19 protein-coding genes are annotated in these 23508 nt (G+C 71.2%); 8 read left to right on the top strand and 11 right to left on the bottom strand.

The features are described 5' to 3' along the window. The first annotated feature begins 32 nt into the window (after positions 1-32). On the top strand, positions 33-1862 hold the full coding sequence (locus AC6I9V_RS03810; protein ID WP_497898403.1) for an AMP-dependent synthetase/ligase: 1830 nt from the start codon (positions 33-35) through the stop codon (positions 1860-1862). 90 nt (positions 1863-1952) lie between these two features. Here AC6I9V_RS03810 and AC6I9V_RS03815 read toward each other — a convergent pair whose 3' ends face one another. Both AC6I9V_RS03815 and AC6I9V_RS03820 read right to left on the bottom strand, forming a co-directional pair. Next, positions 1953-3248 (bottom strand): TIGR01906 family membrane protein, encoded by a 1296-nt coding sequence (locus AC6I9V_RS03815; protein WP_497898404.1) that lies wholly within the window; start codon positions 3246-3248, stop codon positions 1953-1955. A gap of 125 nt (positions 3249-3373) precedes the next feature. Then, positions 3374-4366, bottom strand: a complete 993-nt coding sequence (locus AC6I9V_RS03820; RefSeq protein WP_497898405.1) for a stage II sporulation protein M — start codon at positions 4364-4366, stop codon at positions 3374-3376. Between the two features lie 93 nt (positions 4367-4459). Here AC6I9V_RS03820 and AC6I9V_RS03825 point away from each other — a divergent pair, with 93 nt between their 5' ends. Continuing rightward, on the top strand, positions 4460-5266 hold the full coding sequence (locus AC6I9V_RS03825; RefSeq protein WP_497898406.1) for an RDD family protein: 807 nt from the start codon (positions 4460-4462) through the stop codon (positions 5264-5266). 19 nt (positions 5267-5285) lie between these two features. Here the strand turns inward: AC6I9V_RS03825 and AC6I9V_RS03830 are convergent, their stop codons facing one another. The 5 genes from AC6I9V_RS03830 to AC6I9V_RS03850 all read right to left on the bottom strand — a co-directional run bounded on the left by AC6I9V_RS03830 (position 5286) and on the right by AC6I9V_RS03850 (position 10341). Beyond that, a complete protein-coding gene (locus AC6I9V_RS03830; protein WP_497900247.1) occupies positions 5286-6485 on the bottom strand; it encodes a L,D-transpeptidase in 1200 nt (399 codons plus the stop codon). Positions 6486-6619: 134 nt separating this feature from the next. Further along, positions 6620-7843, bottom strand: coding sequence for a L,D-transpeptidase (locus AC6I9V_RS03835; RefSeq protein ID WP_497900248.1), 1224 nt, complete (start codon positions 7841-7843; stop codon positions 6620-6622). 148 nt (positions 7844-7991) lie between these two features. Continuing rightward, entirely contained in the window at positions 7992-9470 is a 1479-nt protein-coding gene (ahcY, locus tag AC6I9V_RS03840; RefSeq protein ID WP_349412517.1) for an adenosylhomocysteinase, read from the bottom strand. Between the two features lie 135 nt (positions 9471-9605). Next, positions 9606-9866: a Trm112 family protein gene (locus AC6I9V_RS03845; RefSeq protein WP_497898407.1), complete on the bottom strand. Its 261-nt coding sequence runs from the start codon at positions 9864-9866 to the stop codon at positions 9606-9608. Between the two features lie 82 nt (positions 9867-9948). Beyond that, a complete protein-coding gene (locus tag AC6I9V_RS03850; RefSeq protein WP_349412514.1) occupies positions 9949-10341 on the bottom strand; it encodes a DUF3499 domain-containing protein in 393 nt (130 codons plus the stop codon). Between the two features lie 189 nt (positions 10342-10530). On the opposite strand from AC6I9V_RS03850, the gene AC6I9V_RS03855 reads away from it, so the two are divergent. Then, a complete protein-coding gene (locus AC6I9V_RS03855) occupies positions 10531-11031 on the top strand; it encodes a metallopeptidase family protein (RefSeq protein WP_497898408.1) in 501 nt (166 codons plus the stop codon). A 47-nt stretch (positions 11032-11078) separates the two neighbouring features. Here AC6I9V_RS03855 and AC6I9V_RS03860 read toward each other — a convergent pair whose 3' ends face one another. The 3 genes from AC6I9V_RS03860 to AC6I9V_RS03870 form a co-directional block, all read right to left on the bottom strand. After that, positions 11079-12698, bottom strand: coding sequence for a DUF5719 family protein (locus AC6I9V_RS03860; protein ID WP_497900249.1), 1620 nt, complete (start codon positions 12696-12698; stop codon positions 11079-11081). A gap of 169 nt (positions 12699-12867) precedes the next feature. Then, positions 12868-16278, bottom strand: coding sequence for a glycosyltransferase family 2 protein (locus tag AC6I9V_RS03865; protein WP_497898409.1), 3411 nt, complete (start codon positions 16276-16278; stop codon positions 12868-12870). Positions 16279-16307: 29 nt separating this feature from the next. Then, positions 16308-16850, bottom strand: coding sequence for a WhiB family transcriptional regulator (locus AC6I9V_RS03870; RefSeq protein ID WP_497898410.1), 543 nt, complete (start codon positions 16848-16850; stop codon positions 16308-16310). 383 nt (positions 16851-17233) lie between these two features. On the opposite strand from AC6I9V_RS03870, the gene AC6I9V_RS03875 reads away from it, so the two are divergent. Then, the gene (locus AC6I9V_RS03875; protein WP_349412509.1) at positions 17234-17947 is read left to right on the top strand and encodes a TIGR03089 family protein; all 714 of its coding nucleotides are present in this window, start codon (positions 17234-17236) and stop codon (positions 17945-17947) included. A gap of 29 nt (positions 17948-17976) precedes the next feature. Here AC6I9V_RS03875 and AC6I9V_RS03880 read toward each other — a convergent pair whose 3' ends face one another. Next, the gene (locus AC6I9V_RS03880; RefSeq protein WP_497898411.1) at positions 17977-18546 is read right to left on the bottom strand and encodes a GtrA family protein; all 570 of its coding nucleotides are present in this window, start codon (positions 18544-18546) and stop codon (positions 17977-17979) included. A 195-nt stretch (positions 18547-18741) separates the two neighbouring features. Here AC6I9V_RS03880 and AC6I9V_RS03885 point away from each other — a divergent pair, with 195 nt between their 5' ends. The 4 genes from AC6I9V_RS03885 (at position 18742) to manA (ending at position 23506) form a co-directional block, all read left to right on the top strand. Beyond that, positions 18742-19938: a 5-(carboxyamino)imidazole ribonucleotide synthase gene (locus tag AC6I9V_RS03885; RefSeq protein WP_349412507.1), complete on the top strand. Its 1197-nt coding sequence runs from the start codon at positions 18742-18744 to the stop codon at positions 19936-19938. Between the two features lie 74 nt (positions 19939-20012). Continuing rightward, positions 20013-20537 carry a 5-(carboxyamino)imidazole ribonucleotide mutase gene (gene purE, locus AC6I9V_RS03890; RefSeq protein WP_349412651.1) on the top strand — a complete coding sequence of 175 codons (525 nt, stop codon included), beginning with the start codon at positions 20013-20015 and terminating at the stop codon, positions 20535-20537. 11 nt (positions 20538-20548) lie between these two features. Beyond that, complete coding sequence (locus tag AC6I9V_RS03895) at positions 20549-22183, top strand: LCP family protein (protein ID WP_497898412.1); 1635 nt, start codon at positions 20549-20551, stop codon at positions 22181-22183. 75 nt (positions 22184-22258) lie between these two features. Continuing rightward, entirely contained in the window at positions 22259-23506 is a 1248-nt protein-coding gene (gene manA, locus AC6I9V_RS03900; protein WP_497898413.1) for a mannose-6-phosphate isomerase, class I, read from the top strand. Positions 23507-23508: the final 2 nt, after the last annotated feature.

A 23508-nucleotide genomic window follows, 5' to 3' on the forward strand; every position in this document is an offset into this window, starting at 1 on the left:
CGGGCCCCGGACCTGAACGGGAGACGTGGGTTGTGAGAGAAGCTAGCACCGGGCTGCTTGTGGAGCTGGACCCGGACAGCAATGTGACCGACCTTTTGCTCGAGCAGCACGCCAAGGACCCGGTACACGCGCTGTACTCCCGCAAGTCACCCTCGGGCTGGGCCGACATCCCGGCCCAGCAGTTCCTGGACCAGGTCCGGGCCCTCGCCAAAGGCCTGATCGCCGGCGGACTGGCGCCGGGCGAGACGGTCGCCGTGATGTCCGCCACCCGCTACGAGTGGACCGTGGTGGACTTTGCCATCTGGTTCGCCGGCGGCGTCACTGTCCCGGTCTACGAAACCTCCTCCGCCAGCCAGGTCGAATGGATCCTGCACGACTCCGGCGCCAGGCGCGTCTTCGTCGAAAACCAGGAGAAGGCCACGCTGGTCCAGGGCGTCCTGGACGGCTCCGGCCTGCTCGGCGACCGGCTGCTCGGCGTCGTCCGGATGGACTACGACGGCGCCGCCCCGAACCTCGCCAGCCTCGCCGCCGCCGGCTCCGGGGTCAGCGACGCCGAGCTGGAGCGGCACCGCTCCGCGGCGGGCCTCGCCGACGTAGCGTCCCTGGTCTACACCTCCGGCACCACCGGCCGGCCCAAGGGCTGCCAAATCACCCACGGCAACTTCGCCCTCGTGGCCAAGAACATCGTCCTGTTCCTGCCCGAGATCCTCCTCCAGCCCAACACCCGGACGCTGATGTTCCTGCCGCTGGCCCACGTCCTGGCCCGCGCCGTACAGGTGATCTGCCTGACCGCCGGCACCACCCTGGGCCACACCTCCAACGCCAAGGAGCTGCTGGAGGACCTCGGTACGTTCAGGCCGACCTTCCTGCTCGTGGTGCCCCGGATCTTCGAGAAGGTCTACGCCGGTGCCGCGCACAAGGCCGCGCTGGCCGGCAAGGACCGGCTCTTCGAGGCGGCCGCCGCCGTCGCCGTCGAGTATTCCAAGGCCCTCGACGCCGCCGCCCGCGGCGCCGGCACCGGCCCCGGCTGGGTGCTGCGCGCCAGGCATGGCATCTTCGACCGGCTGCTGTACCCGAAGCTGCGGCAGGCGTTCGGCGGCCGTGTGGGCTACACGGTCTCCGGGGCGAGCCCGCTGAGCGGCCACGACGCGCACTTTTTCCGCGGCGCCGGCATCCCCGTGCTCGAAGGCTACGGGCTGACCGAAACGACGGCGCCCTGCACCGCCAACACCCCCACCCGCACTCGGGTGGGCACCGTGGGGATCCCGGTGCCGGGCACCACCATCAGGATCGCCGACGACGGCGAGATCCTGGTCAAGGGCATCGGTGTCTTCAAGGGCTACCACGCCGACGAGACCGCCAACGCCGAGGCGTTCGTGGACGGCTTCTTCCGCACCGGGGATCTCGGTTCCCTGGACGAGGACGGCTTCCTGACCATCACAGGCCGCAAAAAGGACCTGCTGGTCACCGCCGGCGGCAAGAATGTCGCCCCCGGCCCGCTGGAGGAGAAGATCCGCGAACACCAGCTCGTGGCGCAGGCCGTGGTGGTCGGCGACGGGCGGCCGTTTGTCTCGGCACTGGTCAACCTGGACCCGGAGGGCCTGGAGAACTGGTGTGCGTCCCAGCGGGTTCCCGCGATGGGCACCACCGAGGCGGCCGCCAGCGAGCAGGTCCGGGCCGCCATCCAGGCCGCCATCGACGAGGCCAACACCCTGGTCTCCAAGGCGGAGTCGATCCGCACCTTCGTGGTCCTGGACGCCGACTTCACGGTCGAGTCCGGGCACCTCACGCCGTCCCTGAAGCTCAAGCGCGCCGCCGTGGTGCGGGACTTCGAGGCGCAGATCAACCGCATCTACGGCTAGCGCCCGCGGGGTTTCCCGCGGACGCAAAAGCGGCCGGCACCCTGGGGTGCCGGCCGCTTTCTGCGTTGCTGGTGCTAGGCGCTGCTGGTGCTAGGCGGAACCGTCGCGGCTGGCGGGAGCGCCGGCGCGGTCTGCCGCGGGCGCGTCGACCGGGTCGCGGCCCGGACCGGCGTCGTGGCCGGCGTCCGTGTCCGGGCCGGCCGGGTTTTCCGCCTTGGCGTTCCGGCGCTTGAAGCGGCGGCCCCTGAGCGCAGCGGGATCCACGGCTCCGGTTTCGGCGTCGACAGCCTCGGCGTCCGCGGTGGCGGCGGTACGGGGCGGCAGCCCGCGGCGCTTGCGGGTCGGCCAGGTGAGGATCAGGGTGAGGAGCGCCGCGAGCAGGACCAGGGCGCCGATCACAATGCCGGCGTCAACCCAGAACTGGCCCGGGAACAGCCGGATCAGGGTGTCCTGCAGCGAGAACGTCCAGGTGCCGTTGGCGAAGAAGACACGGTGGAACTCGGTGAAGAACTGCTCCCAGCCCAGCACCGCGAGCACGCCCAGGCCTATGATGATCACCAGGGTGGCGATCGACCCGGCAAACAGGCCGCGGCGGACACCGCCGGTGCTGCGGCGGCGCAGGTAGAGGATGGCGACCAGGCTGAACAGCACCAGCAGGGCGCCCGCCCCGAACGCGGAGAGGATAACGAGCTTGACGTCCGCCATGTGGCTGACTTCGCCGTCCTTGAACAGCTTGTCGCCGGCGCGGTTGACGAGCTCGCCCAGGTAGCGCGGGCCGGACCAGTTGCTCAGGTAATCCACCGCGTAGGAGCCGTAGGTCATCCGGTCATCGGTGCTGAAGCCGTAGCCGTCGCCGGGGAAGCCCGGGCGGTTGTACTCCACCCAGAGGAACAGCGGGCTGGTCACGGCGCGCACCGCCAGGACCAGCAGGATGACCGGGAAGAAGACCGCGAGCAGGACCTGCATGACCCGGGGGGCCACCGGCTTGGCGTTGGCGGCCTGTTCGCGTTCGGCGTTGCGGCGCTCCACCTCTTCCCGCGGCGGACGGACCTGCAGCGCCGAGGTGGGCAGCGACTCGTTGAAGCTCTCGCCCGCGGCCGGGCGGCCGGCGGGTTCCGTGCCGGCGGCGGTCCCTGTCGCAGTGGCGGTGCTCTCGGCAGCGGCCCTCCGCTCGGCGCGGCGGCCCTGGCGTTCGCCGGCAACGGGAGCCGCGGACGGGTCCCCGTCCGCCGGCGTCGTGCCGGCGCTCCCGGCGACCGGCGTCCTACCGGCGGCGCGCTGGCCCCCGGCCGGCTTCATCCACTCGAAGGCGGGCTCGTCGGCGTCCTCGGCCGGATCCCGAGGAGGATCCTGCCGGTTCGGAGGGGTGGGACTTTGTTCAGTCACTGCTGCTTCGCTTCCGTAGGCTCTCACGCCGCTGGCCCAAGGGTCCGGCGGCGCCACATCTCTGACTCCGAGCCTACCGTCAGGGCCTGAGCAGCGGCGAGGTGCCACCCCGGGGCCGGGCCGATTCAGGCGGCAATTTCGGTGTATCCGGCGTCCGCGCTGCCGAGGTCCCCACTGGCACCGGCCCGGTGCGCCCGTCCGCCGTACCCGAGCACGTAGGCCCAGTACGCCGCGAGCACTGCGGCGCCGATCGCGATTTTGGCCCACACCGGAAGGTCGCTGGGCGTCACAAAGCCCTCGACCACACCCGAGACCAGCAGCACCAGCACCAGGCCAAGTGCCACGGTGATGAGCGAGCGGCCCTCGAGCGCGAGTGCCTGCGAGCGGCGGCGCGGTCCGGGCGCCACGACGGACCAGAAGATCCGCAGCCCGGCCGCGCAGGCCACGAACACAGCCGTCAGCTCCATCAGGCCGTGCGGAAGGATGTAGCTGAAGAACACGTCGGTTTTGCCGGTCGCGGCGAAGACGCCGGCCGCGACGCCGACGCCCTGGGCATTGCCAATAAGGATCATCGGGACCCAGAACCCCGTGATTCCCAGGGCCACGGCCTGCGCGGCGATCCACGCATTGTTGGTCCAGACCAGTCCGGCGAAGGATGCCGCGGGATTCTCGGAGTAGTAGTTAACAAAGTCGTGGTCCACGTAACGGCGGACCGCAGCGTCCGAGCCCAGGGCGCGGAGAGCCTCCGGCGAGTTGCCGATCCAGAGCGCGTACGCCGCGGCGATCAGGCAGAAGACGAAGCCGCAGCAGAGCGTCAGCCAGCGGATCCGGTACAAGGCGGCGGGCAGCGCGATGACAAAGAACCCGGCGAGGTCGGCCATGAAGTTCGAGCGGGCTCCGGTGAACCGCGTGCGGGCCTGGGCGAGGGTCGCCGACAGCGCCGCCGACAGGGCGCTCTCGGGCGCCACGGAGCGAAGCAGCGAGAGGTCGGCGGAGGCGCCCTGGTAGAGCCGCAGCAGCTCGTCGGCCTCGGCGCCGCTGAGCCTGCGCTGGTGCGCCAGCGCATGCAGCCCTGCCCACTTGTCCCCGTTCACCAGGGAGAACGCCTCGATGTCCACGGCACCACCCTAAGCCCCGGGACGCCGATTAGGCCCGCCCGTTGACCCGGATGATTAGACTGTGCCTGATTGGGCAGACGAGCGGGGGCGGGTTTGAGTTCCATCATCACAGGCGAGGCCGTAGTGCTCGAGCTGCGCCCGGCGTCGTTCGCCGCCCGGGCGCTGGGGCTGCTGCTCGATGTCCTGGTGCACGCCGCCGCGCTCTGGGGCCTCCTCGCGCTGGTGGGCGCCGCCGCACCGGATCTGGACCGCGCCGCCCTGGGCGCCGTGATCACCGTGGCCGTGGTGTTCTGCTTTGTGGTGCTGCCGGTCGCGGTGGAGACCCTCAGCCGCGGGCTGTCGCTCGGCAAGCTCGCCGCCGGGCTGCGGATCGTGCGCGACGACGGCGGTTCCATCCGCTTCCGGCACGCCCTGATCCGGGGGCTGATCGGGTTCCTCGAAATCTACGCAACCGTCGGGGGCCTGGCGGTCGCCGTCGCCCTGTTCAACGGCAAGTCCAAGCGGCTCGGCGACCTGGTGGCCGGCACCTACGCACTGCGGCGCAGGGTCCGGGCCGAGGCGCCCGTCCTGCACCACGTGCCGTTCCAGCTGCAGCCCTGGGCGTCGCTCGCGGACATCGGCCGGATCCCCAACGCCGCGGCGCGCCGCGCCTCGCTGTTCCTGCGCCAGTGCGGGCGGATGGCCCCCGGCTCCAGGGTGGCGATGGCGCAATCACTGGCCTCGGAGCTGGCGGCGCATGTCGCTCCCCCGCCGCCGCCCGGAACGTCTCCGGAGGACTACCTCGCCGCGGTGCTGGGCGAACGGAGCCGGCGGGAGCTCGACCGGCTGCGGCTGACCCGGGAGCGCAGCGCGCGCCTGGGCGCACGGCTGGGCCGGTTGCCCCACGAACGCGGCCGCTGACCGGACGCGGCCGGCGACCTCAGCGTTTGGCGTACTGGGCCCAGGGGATGTTCCAGTCGCCGAAGCCTTCCAGCGGTTCGACGGCGGGCGCGCCGGTATTGAGGGTCTGCACCACGTCACCGGTCTTCATGTTGTTGAAGAACCATTCGGCGTCCGCCGGCAGCAGCCCCACGCAGCCGTGCGAGACATTGACCTTGCCCACCGCGCCCCATGCCGATTCAAGGGCCTGGTGGACGTACACGCCGGAACTGGTGAGGCGGTTGGCGTACTCCACGGTCAGCGGCGGGTAGTAGCCCTTGTCCCCCGGCTTGAGGCCGATGCTGCCGGCGTTGAACTTGGAACTGCGTTCCTGCTCCATAATCACCGCGTACCCGGTGGGTGAGAGCCAGTCGGCGTCCCCCAGCGTGACCGGTGCGGTCTTCACCAGCTGGCCGTCGAAGTAGACGTTCATGGTCTTGGTGCGGTCATCGACCACGGCGAGGCGCTGCTGGCCGACCTTGAAGACGACCTTGGTGTCAGAATTGCCGATCATCTTGTTGCCAAAGTCGACGCCGAAGAGCTTCAGGTCCACGGTGACCTGCGTGTTGGCTGCCCAGAATGCCTCGGGCCGGATCCGGACGCGGCGGTCCGAATACCAGCGCCACGCCACGGCCTGGCCGGACGAGGCCGTGACGGTCACGGCTTTCTCCATCGCGGCCTTGTCCAGCACCGGCTCGCTGAAGACAATCTCGATGGGCTGGCCGGCGCCGACTGTGCTGCCGGCCAGCGGATAGACCGCGGCGTCCGCCTCATTGGCTTTCGCGACGGTGGCGAAGGACTGGTCCTTCTTTGTTTCGCGCCCGGCCTGATCCACGATGGTGAAGCTGTACCGGTACCTGGTGTCGAAATCCAGGGGCTGCTCCGCGGTCCAGGTCGATCCGTCCGGGCTCGTGGTTCCGGGCACCGGCCCGCCGCCGGAATCGGGTTCCAGCACCACGTCCTTGACCACCCCGTTGACGGCCTTGACCGAGGGGAGGGCGGCGGGGTTGACGCCCCGGGCGCCGTCGGTGGGCGACACCCCGAGTTCGACCGGCTTCACCACCGGCGCCGCCAGGCCGGCGACGCTGCGCATCGGCGCGGCCGCCTCCGAGGGCAGGGCGCTGTCGGCCCAGACCGGGGACGTGGCGGCGCCGATCCCGCCCGCGCCGACGGCCAGGCAGAGCCCGACGACGGCCAGCATCTTGCCGGGGCTTCGACCGGCGCTCTGTCCGGCCCTCCGTCCGGCGGCCCTGCCGCCGCGGGTGGTCCGGTCCCCTATTCCGTGCTCCATCGTGTCTTCCCCCAAATTGCCGGCAGGCCAACGGCCCGGACGGCTCAGTTCGCGTACTGGGCCCAGGGGATGTTCCAGTCCCCGTAGCCGTCGTCGTTCGCCGCGTAGTCGCCGTCGGTGTTGACCACCTGGACGACGTCGCCGGCAGTCATGTTGTCGAAAACCCACTGGGCGCCGTCCGGGCCGAGCCCGATGCAGCCGTGCGAGAGGTTGGCCTTGCCGATGAACGGCAGGGCGGAGTCCGTGGCCTGGTGGATGAACTCCCCGCTGGGAGTCAGGCGGGTGGCGAAGTTGACGTCCAGTTCGCCGTAGTAGGCGGGGTCGCCGGGCTTGAGTCCGATCGATGCGGCACTCATGTGCTCCACCCGGTATTTTTCCATCAGCACCAGGTAGCCGCGCGCGGACGGGAACCGGGTGTCGCCCATGGTGGCGGGCCACTCGCCCACCTGCTTGTCATTGATGAAGGCTTTGAACGTGTGGGCGGTGGCGTCGGCGACGGCGACTTTCTTGTCCCCGATGTGCACGGTCACCTTTTTGTTGAAGTTGCCGATCTGCCCCTTGCCGAGGTCGACGCCGAACAGCTTCATATCCATCGTGATGGTGCTGTTGGCCGCCCAGAAATTCTCCGGGCGGTACCGGACCATGGTGTTGCTGAACCAGTGGAAGTCGCCCGTCTGGCCCGCGCTGGAGCTGATCTTGATTGCCTTTTCAACGGCATCACGGTTCAGCACGGGCTCGCTGAAGGTGATCTGCAGCGGCTGCGCGACGCCGACCTTCATGCCGTCCAGCGGGTAGATCGCGGCGTCGGCCTCGTTGGCGGTCGAGACCGTGGTGAAGCTGCGGGTGGTGCTTGTGCTGCGCCCGGCGCCGTCCACGATCGAGTACGTCCAGGTGTAGCGGGTGTTGAATTTGAGCGGCCCGGCGGCGGACCAGGCGGAGCCGTCGGCGCTGAGCGTTCCGTCCACGGCGTCGCCGGCCGCGCTCGTGAGTGCCGCCCGTTCGATCCGGCCGTTGCCCACCTTCAGGGTCGCGGGGGCGGCGGGGTTGACCTGAATGGCCGCGTCCGCGGGCGCGGCGGTCAGCTGGACCGGGGGCACCACCGGGAAGGCCAGTCCCTGCGTGGACCGCTCCGGGGAGGCTGCCTCGGAGGCGAAGGACGGGTGGGCCAGCGGACCGGCCGCGGCGAAGACTCCGCCGGCGGCTGCCAGGGCACACACCGCGGCCAGCACGGCGGCTTTCCGGCCGGCGCTCCAGCTTTTGGGGGCGATCACGATACTCGGGTCCTTCCAGACGTTACCTTGAAAGCATAAGTGACTTTCCGCCGCGGGCCGCCGTCGCGCACGGCACGATCCGGTCACAAAAAGAGGCCCCGGACGGTGACGTCCGGGGCCTCTGGCCGCACACTGGCGGGTGCGGCTAGTAGCGGTAGTGCTCCGGCTTGTAGGGGCCGGCGGCGTCGAGGTCCAGGTACTCGGCCTGTTCCTTGGTCAGCTCGGTGAGCTCCGCGCCGAGGGCGTCCAGGTGCAGCCGGGCCACCTTCTCGTCGAGGATCTTCGGCAGCACGTAGACCTGCTTTTCGTACTCGCGCTCACCCTCGGGCTGGCCCGCCTTGGTGAAGAGTTCGATCTGGGCGATGGTCTGGTTGGCGAAGGAGTTGCTCATCACGAAGGAGGGGTGGCCGGTGGCATTGCCGAGGTTCAGCAGCCGGCCCTCGGAGAGCACAATGATGGACTTCTCCGCGTCCGCGCCCTGGTCGAAGACCCACTCGTGCACCTGGGGCTTGATCTCGACCTTCTTGATGCCGGGGATCCGGGCCAGCCCGGCCATGTCGATCTCATTGTCGAAGTGCCCGATGTTGCCCACGATCGCCTTGTCACGCATCCCGGCCATGTGCTCGGCCATGATGACGTCCTTGTTGCCCGTGGTGGTGATGAAGATGTGGCCCTCGGCCAGGACATTCTCCAGTTTGGCCACCTGGTAGCCGTCCATGGCGGCCTGCAGCGCGCAGATCGGGTCGATTTCGGTGACGATCACCCGCGAGCCCTGGCCGCGGAAGGCCTCCGCGGCGCCCTTGCCGACGTCGCCGTAGCCGCAGACGACGGCGACCTTGCCGCCCATCAGCACGTCGGTGGCGCGGTTGATGCCGTCCGGCAGCGAGTGGCGGATGCCGTACTTGTTGTCGAACTTGCTCTTGGTGACGGAGTCATTGACGTTGATCGCCGGGAACAGCAGCTTGCCCTGCTCGGCGAGCTGGTAGAGGCGGTGCACGCCGGTGGTGGTCTCCTCGGTCACACCGAGCAGGCGCGAGCCGATCCGGGTCCACTTCTGCGGGTCCTGCTGCAGCGAGGCGCGGAGCACGTCGAGGAAGACGCGGCCCTCCTCGGATTCGTCGTCGGCCGCGGCGGGGACGGCGCCCAGGGCTTCGAACTCGGCGCCCTTGTGCACCAGCATGGTGGCGTCGCCGCCGTCGTCGAGGATCATGTTCGGGCCGAGGTCCGGGTTGCTGTCCGCCCCGGGCCAGGTCAGGATCTGCTCGGCGGTCCACCAGTATTCCTCGAGCGTCTCGCCCTTCCAGGCGAACACCGGGACACCCTGGGGGTCCTCGACGGTCCCCTGGCCGACCACGACGGCGGCGGCGGCTTCGTCCTGGGTGGAGAAGATGTTGCAGGAGGCCCAGCGGACCTCGGCGCCGAGGGCGGTGAGGGTCTCGATCAGCACGGCCGTCTGGACGGTCATGTGCAGGGACCCGGCGATCCGGGCGCCCTTGAGCGGCTGGCTGGCGCCGAATTCATCGCGCAGGGACATTAGGCCCGGCATCTCATGCTCGGCGAGGCGGATCTGGTGCCGGCCGGCTTCGGCCAGGGAGATGTCGGCAATTTTGTAATCGAAGGTCATGGGGATCCTTTGTGGTAGCCGGAGTGGAGCTGAAGGGACTGCAGGTGGTTCGGCGCCGGGGCGCCCGCCGATGGGCGCTGGCGCGAATTTCCGCGGCCGCTTAGGTCGCAGCGGCGCCGCTGTTGCGCGGCGGGGCTATTGCGCGGCGTGGCGCCCGCCGTTGTGTTGGCCGCCGTCGTGCTGGTCGGAGCGGGCCGAGGTGGCGGCGGCGAGCAGTTCCGGCGGCAGCAGCAGCGGGATTCCGTCCTCGATCGTGTACCGGAGCGTCTGCCCGTCCGCGTTCGGGCTCGTGGCGACGAGCTCCTCGCCTTCCTGCACCAGGGCCGAGCCCGTAACGGGACAGCGCAGGACAGACAGCAGCTCGGGACTGATCAGTGGCGTGGTAAGACCTGGCATGGTGAAGGCTCCCTGGGTGCGACGCAGCAGGCGCCGGTGGCGTACGGAAATTTCAGTTCCCAGCCTACCGCCAGTTCGCGGCTCAGGAGGGTTCACGCAGGACGCGCAGGTGCCCGCGGCGGGTACCCTCGGCGGCGGCCGGGGCTTCGAGTGCCGGATGCGGACTGCGCTGCCCGGGGGCGGGCTCCGCCGCTGTGGGCCGGGCCGCTGCGGCCTCGCGGACGGCGTGCGCCAGGGCCAGCAGGTCATCGGGCCCGGGTCCGGCCGGGGTGGCGGGCATCGCGAGCCGCAGAACTTCCCAGCCGCGCGGCACGGTCAGCGACGAGGCGTGCTGCTCGCAGAGGTCATAGCAGTGCGGTTCGGCGTAGGTGGCCAGCGGGCCGAGGACGGCCGTGGAATCGGCGTAAACGTACGTCAAAGTCGCCACCGCCGAATTACGGCAGGCGGACCTTGAACACTGACGAATTGCACCCACGACATCACAGACTACTCCCCCTGGCCCCCGGCACCGCGCATTGAAACGCCCCTTCCGGCCCGGGCGCCGCCCGGGGTGCGGTGGCGGGCGGCGCCCGGGAGGGCCGCGGACGGCCGCGGTGGGCGGGCGCGGCGGGGCGCCCCGGCCCGCCGTCTCGCAGAAATCAGGCGCCGGGTTTAGAGTCAAGATATGCAGTCATCGCACCCTGTTCCCGGCTTTACGGTCCGGTTGGCTGACCCCGCCGCCGGCGGCACCGCCACGGCCAGGGGCTTCCGGCAACGCCGCCGGAACCGGCATGGCCGCGGCCTCCGCGGCGAGCTGATGCTCCCCACATTGCCCGGGTACCGGACCCGTTCGGACCGTTTTGATGACTTTGTCCTGGATTCAGCCCAGCGCCTGCATGACATCTGGGGCAAACCGCTGGACGGCGTCCGCTTCGCTGTGGAGGAAATTCCGCCGGGACTCGAGCAGCTCGTGGCCGACGGCACGCCCGCGCCAATGGGCAGCTACTCCCCGGCGACGGCGGAGGACGGCCCGGTGATCACGCTCTACCGGAGGGTCGTGGAGCAGGCCTGCGGCAGCCGCGAGGAGCTCCAGGACCTTGTGCACGACGTCGTGGTGGAGCGTACCGCGGAGATGCTGGGCGTCCCGCCGGAGTCCCTGGACCCGGTCTACCGCCGCCGTTACTAGCGCCGCCCGCCGGTGGCCGGGACCCGGCCGGCCTCGGGCCGGACGGGCTAATAGCCGAGGATAACGGGAACCTGTTCCTGCCCGGCCGCACCGGGCGCCACCGGGATGCTCGAAACGTCGGCCTTGTTGTCTTCTTCGAGCAGGACGGCCCCGTAGGACGCGCCGCCCGCCGCCGACACAACGTAGCCCACCAGCGGGGAGCCCTCCACGTCGGCAGGGACCTTGACAGTGGTGGTGGTTCCGCCTGCAATGTCGGCGGTGGCCGCGGCGCGGACCTTGCCGTCCGCGGTGACCGGGGCGTAGGAGATCGTGGCGCGACCCTCCGGCGCGCCGAACACCAGGGACCGGGCGCCGGTGGCGGGCACCGGGACCACGTGCTGGCTTCCGAGCCGGGCCGACGAGGGCGCCCACGCGAAGTCCGCGGCATCCTCGGCCTTGAGCCCGCGGGTGACGCGGACGGCGGCGGCAAAGGACACATCGGAACTGGCCGCGAGCGTGTAGTGGCCGGCCGGAACCCCCGCGAGCGAGACTTCCGTGACGGCGCCCGCCTTGGCGGTGACGACGCCGCCGCCGGGAAGGGGCTTCTGGCCGTCGCGGCCGAACAGTTTCACTTCCACCACGGCGTCCGCGGCGCCCGGGACGGTGATCTGCAGGGCCGGCTTGGCGTCGGCGAAGCCCGGTTTGGCGGCCAGCGCGGCCAGCGCGGCCGGGTCCTGCAGGTCAAGGCCCGCGACGGCCTGCCTGGTGGCGGGGGCCGTTCCGGGCGAAATGAAGTCCACGCCCCCGGCGGTCAGTCCGCGGAGCACGCTTTGCGCGATGACGGCGGCGACCGGTCCGCCGGTGCTTCGCACCCGCACGCTGAGCTGCTCCTGACCGGGAGCCAGGCCGGCGAGGATCACGGAGCGCGTGCTGCCCGGTGCCACCAGCAGACCGCGGCTGCCCGGCGCCTGGATCGGCCCCTTGGCGCCGTACAGATCGAGGCTGACGGTGGCAGGGGTACCGGAGGCGTTGCTGAGGTTGAGCACCGCGGTCCGGCCGACGGCGGTGTTCGCCCCGACCAGCCAGAGGTCGTTGGCCGGACGCTGGCAGGCGGCGGCGGCGGTGCCGCGCAGGTCGCCGTCGGCGGCGGTGTAGCTCATCACGGCCCCGGCGGACGGCTGCTGGTTTCCCTGCGCATCGGCGCTGAGCACGGTGACGGCGTCGACGGCGCGCTGCGGCACCACCCCGGCACGCAGCGCGGGGGCGGCCGGCGTGGGGCTGGGCGCCGCGGACGCGGCAGCGGGCTTGGCCAGTTCCACCAGCGGGCTGCCGGTGAGCGCTGCCAGGCGGCTTCCGGGAAGGACGCCGGAGCCGGAGCTGAGCACAACGGCGTTGACCGCGCTCTTGGCGGTGGCCGATTCCGGGCTGAACTGCGGATCGGTGCCCACGGGCGCGCCCTCGAGCAGCCGGGCGGGTCCCGGGCAGATGCCCACGCTGTTCCCGGCGGGCACTGCGGCCAGGGGCGCCTCGAGCGCCCTGCTTCCGGGGCTCTGCGGGGACAGAGCCGCCGCCGCGACGAGGCCGCCGCCGGCCGCGGCCAGCACCGCGGCGGCGAGCATCCCGCCGACGGCCCCCGAGAGGCCCTTCAGCCGGGCCAGGGCCGGAACCGGGGTGGCGGCCCGGCGCATGTCGCCGCCGCGTCCGTTCCTGTCCCGTTTGCCCTGCTCCGCCGCGGCCGGCTCGGCCGGGGCCGGTGCCTCCGCGGGCGTTGCGCGCTGGTTCCCGTTCTCGTTCCCGTTCGCGCTCGCGTTCGGGTTCTCGTTCGCGTTCGGGTTCTCGTTCGCGTTCTCGTTCGCGTCATGCATGCTGGTGTTCCTTACGCAGCGAGCCTTCGTCCCTGGAGAGCCCGGAGTTCGGGCGGCGGGCGGGCATCGGGATGGCGAGCAGGACGGTCAGTCCGATCACCACGGCCTGGCCGATTCCGGTCCACAGCGCCCACGGGTTTTCGTAGCGGATGCTGAGCTTGCCGCCCTGGGCCGGCAGGGTGAACGCCTGGGCCCAGTCCGAGGAGGTGGCGGTCAGGCGCCGGCCGTCCACCCAGGCGCTCCAGCCCGGGTCGGAACGTTCGGCGAGGACCACCAGGCGGCCTTCCGGCCCGGCGGGCACGGCGGCCTCGGCCGAGACGGCCTCCGACGGCAGCAGCCCGACGGTCGCTCCCGCGCCGTCGACAATCCGGACGCGGTGCGCGACGTCGGCGGCGTTGATCACCGGCTGGTTCAGCGGGCTGATCCGCCACAGCCAGCCGGCATCGGTCTGACCCACGGCCACGAGGCCCGGGACCGCGTCCATCCGGCTGGCGGTCAGCTGCGCCGCACTGTCGGCGGCCTCCAGCACCACGAACCCGACGCCGAGCTGCTCCAGCTGCCCGCGGGGGTCGACCCCCTGGCCGGCGACGATGGTGGCAACCACCCGGCGCAGCATCGCGGCCACGGCGTCGTCGTCGCGCACTGATTCCTCGCCGGGCGCTCCGATGACGGTGCGGGCGGAGGCAACGGCGGAGAGGCTGTCCAGCCGCGTGCCGGCGCCGCGCATCAGCGAAGCCGCGAAGGCGCCGTTTTCCCGGGCGGTGATGACCAGCGTCCGGGCCTGTTCCGGGCCCTCGGCCCGGTCGATGGCCGTCGCCGGCAGCGTGCGGGCCTTGCCGGCCTGGACCAGCCGGCGGGTGCCCAGCTCCCCGGCGGCGGCCGTGCCGGCCGTGCCGGTTCCCGTGCCGGGGTCCGGGACGCTGGCGCCTGCCGCGGCCGTGGGCGCGGGTGCGGCGGACGGGACGGTCTGGAGCACGTTGTGCGCGGCCCAGGCGGTGAGCCCGGCCAGCGGGCCGGCGAGCAGCAACACCATGGCGGTGACGGCGGTGCCGCGGACCAGGATCTTGCGGTACAGCACGTTGCGGCCCGGCGCGGCCGCCGACATGGCGTCGGCTGCGTCGAGCAGGGCCTCGGCGCCGAGCAGGGCGGCTCCAAGCAAGGTGAACGCCGCGGCGGAGACGGCCGGGCCGGTGAACGGGGTGACCAAGACCTCGGCGCTGGCGCCGGTCGCGACGTGACCGGCCAGCCAGCCCCCGGCCAGCATCAGCGTGCCGGCGGCCCAGAGGCAGCGGGCCAGCCGGGGCCGCCGGCCGGCCGCGTTCCGGCCGGGGAGGAAGAGGGCCACCAGGGCCAGCAGCAGCACGGGCAGGCCGAGCAGCAGGGCCAGCAACAGGGCCCACGGCACGGCCCCCGGTCCGAAGGCGGCCAGCCCGGCGAGGCCGGCGCCGGCGTCGAAGCGCAGCGGCTGGCCGAGCGCCTGCTGCCAGAGCGGAGCGGCGTCGAAACCCAGCGGCAGGCCGGGATCGGCCAGCAGGGCGCGGGGCCGGTCCAGGACGGAGAGGGCGAAGGGAACGAACAGGGCCAGGCTGGGCAGCAGCGACCACCAGACGGTGCGGCCGCGGCGGCCCAGCAGCACGCCGCAGAGTGCAACGACGGCGACGGCGGGCAGCAGCAGCGACGGCGCCCCCGCGGTAACGACGGCCAGCGCCAGTCCGGCGGCGGCCGCAGCGGTCCAGGACGGGGTTCCGTTGATGCCGGGTTTGGCCGGAGGTTTCTCGGTGAAGCGCCGCTCCCCCGGGCCCGGGACGGCAAAACGTCCGCGGCCGGGCACCGAGCCGGTGGCGCGCAGCAGGGCCAGGACCAGCAGCGGCATCATCACATGTGCAACAAGCGGGCCGAGGCGCCCCTGGTTGAGGGCCACCTGCAGGGCCGGCGCGCCCGCCCAAAGCAGCGCGGCCGCAAGCCGGAGCCGGCGCCGCTGGGTCAGTGCCCCGGCGGCGAACCAGGCACCCAGCGCGGACAGCGGCATCGCCAGGACCAGCAGCCACACCACGGCGCCGTTGGCGTTCCCTGCCCCCAGGACGCCGAGCAGCCACAGCACGTAGCCGAAGGGGTCGCCGTGGCCCGGGAGCCCGGCACCGAGCGCGATCCACCAGCCCGAGGCATGGTCCCAGATCTCGCCCAGGCGGGCCGAGACCGGCATCAGCGCGCCGCCGGTGACGGCGTCGGCCCGGAACAGGTTCAGCAGGCCGACGAGGGAGGCCGCGGCGGTGACCAGCAGCGCCAGCAGCGCCCCGTTGCCCACCCAGGCGCGCCCGGTGGTGCTGAGCGCGGCGAAATCGTCGGTGGCGTCCCCACTGGGCTGGTCAGCCAGCGGATCGTGCCCGGAAGGCTCGGAATCGTCGGACCCGATGGCCTCCATCAGGGAGCGGCGGTGGGCCCAGACCTCGCGGCGGGGCGTCTGCAGGCCCTTGATCACGGAGCGCCGGATGCGCCGGGTGCGGGCCGCGTTGCGGCGGCCGCGGAGCACGGCGGCGGGCCGGCCCAGCGCCGCGAGCGTGGCCAGCAGCTGGGAGAACCCGTGGCCGGGGTCCTTGACGGCGATGCTGAGGACAAGTTTGAAGAGGCTGCCCAGGAGGGCGCCCACGGCGTGCAGCGGCACCTTCCACGCCGGGGCGTGCTTGAGCCGCAGGTGGACCTGGGCCTTGCGCGCCGCCGTCGCGGTCCCCAGGGCGTGCGGCCGGTGCGAAACGTGGAACATCCGGGCGCTCGGGACCACCACCACGCGGTGGCCGGCGAGCCGGTTGCGCCAGCAGAAGTCGACGTCGTCCCCGCTGCCGGGCAGGGCCGGGTCGAAGCCCCGGAGCTCCTCCCAGACGTCGCGGCGGACCAGCATGCCGGCGGAGTTGACGGCGAAGGTGTCGCTGCGGCCGTCGTACTGGCCCTGGTCGAGTTCGTCCGCCTCGATCAGGGTCAGGCGCTCGGCCCACCGGCTGGTGGAAAGCCCGACGTCGATCAGCCGGCGCCCGGCGTGCCAGTCGAGCTGCTTGCAGCCCGCCACGGTCACCGAGGGCGCGCGCTCAACGGCATGCAGCAGTTCGGCGAGGGCCTCGGGGGCCGGAGCGGCGTCGTCGTGCAGCAGCCAGATCCATTCGGCGGCCGGGTCACCGGAACCGCCCCGGGGCGCGAGCTCCTTGAGGGCGGCCTGGACGGCTCCGCCCATGCCGGTCCTGGCCTGCTCGAAAACGGTGACGCTGGACGTGCCGAGCGCCTGGCCCAGCAGCGCCGCCGAATGGTCGCGGGATCCGGTGTCGACCCCGATGACCGCGTCCGCCGGCCGCGTTTGCGCCGCCAAAGCCGCCAGGGTCCTGGGGAGATAGTCACCGCCGTTGTGGGCGACCACAACGGCGGTGACTTGTACTTCCTGAAGAATTAGACTGCCCGCTTCCTAAGCCGGCGGCGTTCCCGCTCGGAGAGGCCGCCCCAGATGCCGAAGCGCTCGTCATTGGACAAGGCATACTCCAGGCACTGCGAGCGGACGTTGCAGGCGCCGCAGACCTTCTTGGCGTCGCGGGTGGAGCCGCCCTTTTCCGGGAAAAAGGCCTCCGGGTCGGTCTGCGCGCAGAGCGCGTCCGTCTGCCATCCCAGTTCGCCTTCATCGTCGAAGTCCTGCCGGGGCGGCAACCCGATCCACACCGGCTGGGCGGCGCTTCCGGAGTGCAGGGTCTGCAACTCCATCGGAGGGTCAAGCGGATCGTCCTGCTCCGGGCTGCCCGCCAGAAGCGCTTCGTGGGCTGCGAGGAAGGCCGTGGCCTGGTCCTGCAGGGAACCCTGGGTGTGTTCGTTGTACCGCTCCGCGGCGTCCGGATCGGCCGGGTCGACGTACCAGTCGCTCGGCACTCCGCGTGAACGGTATTTCGCCGTCGCCTGGCCGGCGACGACTTCATCTTCATGGATACGCTCTGCAAGCCCCATTGGCGTTCCCTCTCTGATTTTGCAGCCCCTGCCTGACCCTCGGACACTCGGTTGTGTGCCGGCTGTTGCGCAGTGGCTTTCGATACCTAATTACACGCGTGTAAGTATCCGGGAGTCAAGCCGCAGCGGAGATAATAATCAACTTTCGTCGGATTGCAGGGGCACGCCACGCCCGGGATTTTTCGGGCCCCTTGTCGGCCAGGGGCCGGAATTGACAGCATACTGAGCACTTTCTTGCGCTTTTCCTGCGATCGCACTGGGATTCTCTTGCGTTTTCGGCGATTTTGCGCTCCCGCCCTCCACCGCGGCGCGTCGGTCCCCCGCCTCCCGGCCGGCCGGCCGTGACAGAGATCACGCCAGGACCGCCGTGGCAAGATGAACGCATGAGCATCCCGGCAATCGACCTGATGACAGCCCTGCGTTCGGGCCAGTCCACCTCCCCCCGGCTGACCTGGTACGGCCCCGACGCCGAGCGGGTGGAACTCTCCGGCCGGGTGCTGGACAACTGGGTCGCCAAGACCAGCAACCTTCTCCAGGACGAACTGGATGCCGAACCCGGGACGCGGCTCCGGCTGGACCTGCCGGCGCACTGGAAATCCGTGGTGCTCGCCCTGGCCGCCTGGCAGCTGGGCATGGAGGTGGTGCTCGACGCCGCCGCCGCCGAGCTGATCGCGACCGCGGACCCCGGTCCGGCGGCCGCCGGAGGGGGCTTCGAAACGGTGATGGCGGTGGCGCTGCCTGCCCTGGCGATGCGGTGGCCGGGCAGCCTGCCCTCCGGCGTGGTCGACTATGCCGCCGAGATCCGCTCGCATGGCGACGTCTTTATGCCCCATGTGGATCCGGAACCGGGGCGCCCGGCCGTGCGGGACGCCGCCGGCTCCGTGCACACCCATGCCGGCCTGCTGGCCGGCTTCGCCGCGGCAGACGGCACCCCGAAGGAGGGTCCGCGCCTGCTCGTCCGGGCGGCGGACGGCCTCGAACCGGTCCTGGCCCAGGCCCTCGGCGCGTGGGCGGCCGACGGCTCGGTGGTGCTGGTGCACCCGGAGGTCGCGGTCACGGAGCGGCTGCTGGGCGACGAACGCGTCAGCCGGAGCTGACCCGGACGTCCTGACCCGGACCGGCCGGATTAGCGGCGTTCGGGGTCGGCGCCGGGAACGTCGGGGTCCTGGGCCGTCCCGGGAACCTTGACCGGCGCGGGGCCGTGCGCGTGCCGTTCAATGATCTCGTGGTCGTGGGAGAAGTCCGGCTCGTCGTCGAGTTCCTTGTTGAAGACGAGGAAGCGGTAGGCGAAGAACCGCACGACGGTGGCGACGAGGATACCGACGACGCCGGCGAAGAACAGCATGTTCTTGTCCGTGATCCCCATGCCGTACTTGGCGAGGGCGGTGAGGCCGGTGGAGATGCCGATGCCGATGCCGTTGATGAGGACGAACATCGCGAACTCGCGCAGCACGTTTTCCTGCCTCCGGTGGCGGAACGTCCAGAAGCGGTTCGCGATCCAGGAGAAGATCGTGGCGACGGTCGCGCCGACGAAGCGGGCCTTGGCCTCGCTGTCGGACATGGCGCCGTGCATCAGGTAGTACGTCAGGCCGTTGTCGATGACGAAGGCGACACCGCCGACGGCGCCGAACTTCGCCACTTCGCGCCAGAAGAGCGATGCGAGCCCGCGCGCACGATCTGCAAGTGTGTTAATCATGACCCTCCGTGGCCCTCGTGAATCTGTCAGCCATCCGGCCAACGGCCCATTTTAGCGCCGTTTCCCGGGTATGCGCCCCGGCCGGCGCCAATAAGGGCAGCGCACCCCCCGCAAACCGCGCCGAAAAAGGCGCCGTTTCGTCGGCCCGGGCGCGCGGGGGCCGGTTCTGCGCAGGTTTTCGGTAGGCTGGGAGATGTGACTTTTCCTGTAATCGGTGTGGTTGGCGGCGGCCAGCTAGCCCGCATGATGGCCCCAGCCGCCACCGCACTCGGCTTCGAACTCCGTGTCCTGGCCGAGGGCGAGGACGTCTCCGCTGTCGCGGCCGTGGCCAAGGCCCCGGTCGGCGACTACACCGACCTGGACCACCTGCTGGAGTTCTCCCGCGGGCTGGACGTGCTGACCTTCGACCACGAGCATGTCCCCACCGGGCACCTGCGCGCGCTGATCGAGGCCGGCGTCAACGTCCACCCTGGCCCGGACGCGCTGGTCAACGCGCAGGACAAACTGGTGATGCGTGCCGCGATCGACCGGCTGGAGCTGCCCAACCCGCGCTGGGCCGCCGTCGACGACGTCGAGGCCCTGGTTGCCTTCGGCGACGAGGCAGGCTGGCCCGTGGTGCTCAAGACGCCCCGCGGCGGCTACGACGGCAAGGGGGTGCGGATCGTCGCCTCCGCCGCGGACGCCGCGGCGTCCGCGGACTGGTTCGCGGCCATGTCCCCGCTCCTGGCCGAGGCCAAGGTGGAGTTCAGCCGTGAACTCTCGGCCATGGTGGCCCGCACGCCCGGCGGAGAATCCCGGGCCTGGCCCGTGGTGCACACGATCCAGGTCGACGGCGTCTGCGACGAGGTGATCGCCCCGGCCCTGGACATTCCGCTGGAGGTCGCCGCCGCCGCCGAGGACGCTGCGCTGCGGATCGCCAACGAACTTGGGGTCACCGGCGTGATGGCCGTGGAAATGTTCGAGACCCCCGGCGTCGGTGCCGGCTTCCTGATCAACGAACTCGCCATGCGCCCGCACAACACCGGCCACTGGACCCAGGACGGCTCGGTCACGAGCCAGTTCGAACAGCACCTGCGCGCCATCCTGAACCTGCCCCTGGGCGCCACCGACCTGCTCGGGCCCGTGGTGGTCATGAAGAACTTCCTCGGCGGAGCGAACCAGAACCTGTTCTCCGCGTACCCCGCGGCCCTCGCCAGCGAACCGGCCGCCAAGGTCCACTGCTACGGCAAGGCCGTACGCCCGGGCCGCAAGATCGGCCACGTCAACCTCGTCGGCGGCTCGGCGGCCGACGTCGATTCCGTCCGGCACCGGGCCGGCACCGTTGCCAACATCATCCGGGACGGGCGGGCCCAGGCCGGCGCTGCCCCGGGAACCACCGAGGAGACCGCGTGAGCGCCAGCACCGAAGCCCAGGACTCCGGCGCCCGCGCCGCCGCCAACGGGTCCGCCCCGATCGTGGGGCTCGTGATGGGCTCGGACTCCGACTGGCCCGTGATGGAGGCGGCCGCGGAGGCGCTGGCCGAGTTCGGCATCCCGTTCGAGGCCGACGTCGTCTCGGCACACCGGATGCCCACCGAAATGATCCGCTACGGGCAGACCGCCCACGAACGCGGGCTGCGCGTGATCATCGCCGGCGCGGGCGGCGCCGCGCACCTGCCGGGCATGCTCGCCTCCGTGACGCCGCTGCCGGTGATCGGTGTGCCCGTGCCGCTGAAAACCCTCGACGGGATGGACTCGCTCCTGTCCATAGTGCAAATGCCCGCCGGCGTGCCGGTCGCTACGGTCTCCATCGCGGGGGCCCGCAACGCCGGGCTGCTCGCGGTACGGATGCTGGCCTCGGGCACGGACGCCCTCGCCGAGCAGCTGCGCTCCGAGCTCCTCGACTTCGCCCGGGAACTCAACGACGCCGCCACCTTGAAGGGCGCGAACCTGCGCAGCAAGGTGGCCGAGGTGTTCTCCGATGAAAACTGCGTTCCGCGGGGCGGCCGGTAGGGATCGAGGACATGAGCAAGAGTTTCGCCGCTGCGCAGCAGACGAAGCAGCCGATAAAGGGCGCCCTCACCGACCCGGTCCGCTACCCGTCCGGGTCCGGCCCGCGCGTCCTCATCAAGCGCGCCTTCCTGCTGATCCTGCTGACCCTGCTGGTGCCCGGCAGCGCGCAGACCGTCGCGGGCAACCGCAGGCTGGGGCGGAGAGCGCTCCGCGTGACGCTAACAGTCTGGGCGCTGGTCATCGTCGCGCTGATCCTGCTGCTGGTATCCCGCCCCACCCTGATCAACCTCGTCGCCGACCCCGTCACTTCGCTCGTGCTGGTCATCGTGCTCACCGCCCTGTCCCTGGGCTGGGCGGTCCTGTTCGTCAACACGCTGCGCCTGATCCGCCCCGCGCTGCTCGAAACCAGGGCGCGCGCCGCCGTCGTCGTCACCCTGGTCCTGGCCATGCTGCTCAGCAGCGGCAGCCTGGGCTACGCGGCGTACCTGCTGAACGTCGGCCGGGACGCGATCGGCACGATCTTCGCCAGCGGACCGGCGATGGAGCCCTCCGAGGGCCGCTACAACTTCCTGATGATGGGCGGCGACGCCGGGGCGGACCGCACCGGACGCCGGCCGGACAGCCTCTCCGTGATCAGCGTGGACGCCAAGACCGGCAAGTCCGCCATCATCTCGATCCCGCGCAACCTGCAGAACGCCCAGTTCAGCGAGGACTCGCCGATGCGGAAGATCTATCCGGACGGCTACGACTGCGGCGACGAGTGCCTGATCAACGCCATCAACACCGAGGTCACCAACAAGTACAAAAACCTCTACCCCGGGGTGGAGGACCCGGGCGCGCAGGCCACCCTCGAGGCGGTCTCCGGCACGCTCGGCATCAAGGTCCAGGCCTACGTCCTGGTGGACATGGACGGCTTCGCCAAGCTCATCGACGCCATGGGCGGCATCCGGATCAAGGCCGGTGGCTGGGTCCCCATCAGCGGCGAAACCATCGACGAGGCCAACGGCATCCACGGCATGCCGCTGGGCTGGATCCCGGCAGGGGACAACACCCTGGACGGCTACCACGCCCTCTGGTACGGCCGGTCCCGGGAATTCGTCGACGACTACGCCCGCATCGCGCGCCAGCAATGCGTCCAGCAGGCGATGCTCAAGCAGCTCGATCCGGCCACCCTGCTGACGAAGTTCGAGGACATCGTCAAGGCCGGCACCAAGGTGGTCGATTCCAACATCTCCTCCAGCCAGCTCGGCAGCTTCGTGGACCTCGCGATGAAGTCCAAGGGCCAGCCGGTGAGCCGGCTGACCATCGGCCCGCCCGACTTCGATGCGTCTTTCTCCACGGTTCCGGACTTCGAGAAGATCCACCAGGCCGTGGACAAGCTGCTGGCCCCGGCACCCGCCGCCGGGGCTGCCGACGATTCGCTCCGGCAGCCGGCCGAGGCGCCCGGTCCGCTCTCCGCCGCCGGCGGGGCACAGCCGGGCACCCAGCCCGCGCCGTCGCCGACCTCGTCGGACTTCACCCCCGTGACCACCACGCCCGAGGGCGAGCCGATCACGGAGGAAATGCTCAACGAGTTCAAGCGCAACGGCGATGAGCAGTCCATCCGCAACCTGGTAGCCACCAACGGCCAGTGCGCCCCGCTCTAGGCCCGGGCGCCCGGCCGCCCGTTACTCCAGCAGGCTCCAGCAGCCAGTCGCTCTCCGTGAGCAGATAGGGACCACGTGTACGAACTTGAGAACGTCCTCCGGCCCTACGCCTGGGGATCCAGGACCGCGATCGCCGGCCTGCTCGGCCGTCCGGCCTCCGGCGGCCCGGAAGCCGAGCTGTGGATCGGCGCCCACCCGGACTCGCCCTCCGTGGCGGCCGACGGCGGCGGCCGGCTGGCGCTGGACGCGCTGATCGCCGGCGACCCGGAGCACCACCTCGGTGGCGAGAGCGTGGCCGAGTTCGGTCCGCGGCTGCCGTTCCTGCTCAAGGTCCTCGCCGCCGAGCGGCCGCTGTCCCTGCAGGTGCATCCGACGCAGGAGCAGGCGCGGGCGGGGTTCGCCCGAGAGGAAGCCGCCGGCGTCGACCACGCCGCTGCGACCCGCAACTACAAGGACGCCTCCCACAAGCCGGAAATGATCTTCGCCCTGACCGATTTTGATGCCCTTTGCGGTTTCCGGCCGGCGGCGGAGTCGCGCGCGGTCTTCCAGCATCTGGCGTCCTGTTTTGACCTGGCCGGCCTGGCATTGCCGCCGCTGATCCCGCAACTGCTGGACGACCTCGCGCAGCCGGATGAACCGGCCGCCCTGCGGTCCGCCTTCGAGCGGCTGATTGCTGGCGGGGACGACGTCGCCGAGGCGACCGCAGCCGTCGTCGCCGCCCTCGTCTCCGGCGCGCCGCTGGGAACCCACGCGGCGGAGCTGGGCACCGCCGTGAACCTCAACGGGGAATATCCCGGAGATCCCGGGGTGCTGATCTCACTGCTGTTGAACCGGATCTCGCTGGCGCCCGGGGAAGCCGTGTACCTGCCGGCCGGCAACGTGCACGCCTACCTGCACGGGCTCGGGATCGAGGTGATGGCTTCCTCGGACAACGTGCTCCGGGGCGGGCTGACGCCCAAATTCGTGGACGTGCCCGAGCTGCTGAAGACGGTCGCCTTCGAGGCCGTCGCCGTGCCGAGACTCTCCGCCGAGACCACGATGCTGGGCCAGGAACTCTACCGCCCCCCGTTCCGGGAATTCGCGCTGCAGCGGGTGGAGCTGCTCCCGGGCGCGGAACCGGTCCCGCTGGCGCAGTCCGGGGCAGCGGTGATCATCGTCGTCGCCGGCGCGGTCCTGCTGGACTCCCCCAAGGGCGACCTGCAGTTGGAGCACGGCGCGTCCGCGTTCCTGCCGGCCGCCGAGGCGCCGGTCAACGTGCACCCCGTCGCCGGAGCCACCGGGCCCGCCGTGGCCTTTGCCGTCACTACCGGAATGAAGGCTTGAGC

Source organism: Arthrobacter sp. SlRoot2-15, from assembly GCF_059739345.1.

Bases quoted from the DNA above. Each gene is read 5' to 3' on its own strand.
- AC6I9V_RS03895 (WP_497898412.1), top strand. From the start codon at position 20,549: ATGAGCAAGAGTTTCGCCGCTGCGCAGCAGACGAAGCAGCCGATAAAG.
- AC6I9V_RS03855 (WP_497898408.1), top strand. From the start codon at position 10,531: ATGCAGTCATCGCACCCTGTTCCCGGCTTTACGGTCCGGTTGGCTGAC.
- AC6I9V_RS03880 (WP_497898411.1), bottom strand. From the start codon at position 18,546: ATGATTAACACACTTGCAGATCGTGCGCGCGGGCTCGCATCGCTCTTC.
- AC6I9V_RS03870 (WP_497898410.1), bottom strand. From the start codon at position 16,850: ATGGGGCTTGCAGAGCGTATCCATGAAGATGAAGTCGTCGCCGGCCAG.
- ahcY (WP_349412517.1), bottom strand. From the start codon at position 9,470: ATGACCTTCGATTACAAAATTGCCGACATCTCCCTGGCCGAAGCCGGC.
- purE (WP_349412651.1), top strand. From the start codon at position 20,013: ATGGGCTCGGACTCCGACTGGCCCGTGATGGAGGCGGCCGCGGAGGCG.
- AC6I9V_RS03860 (WP_497900249.1), bottom strand. From the start codon at position 12,698: ATGCGCCGGGCCGCCACCCCGGTTCCGGCCCTGGCCCGGCTGAAGGGC.
- AC6I9V_RS03845 (WP_497898407.1), bottom strand. From the start codon at position 9,866: ATGCCAGGTCTTACCACGCCACTGATCAGTCCCGAGCTGCTGTCTGTC.
- AC6I9V_RS03830 (WP_497900247.1), bottom strand. From the start codon at position 6,485: ATGCTGGCCGTCGTCGGGCTCTGCCTGGCCGTCGGCGCGGGCGGGATC.
- AC6I9V_RS03875 (WP_349412509.1), top strand. From the start codon at position 17,234: ATGAGCATCCCGGCAATCGACCTGATGACAGCCCTGCGTTCGGGCCAG.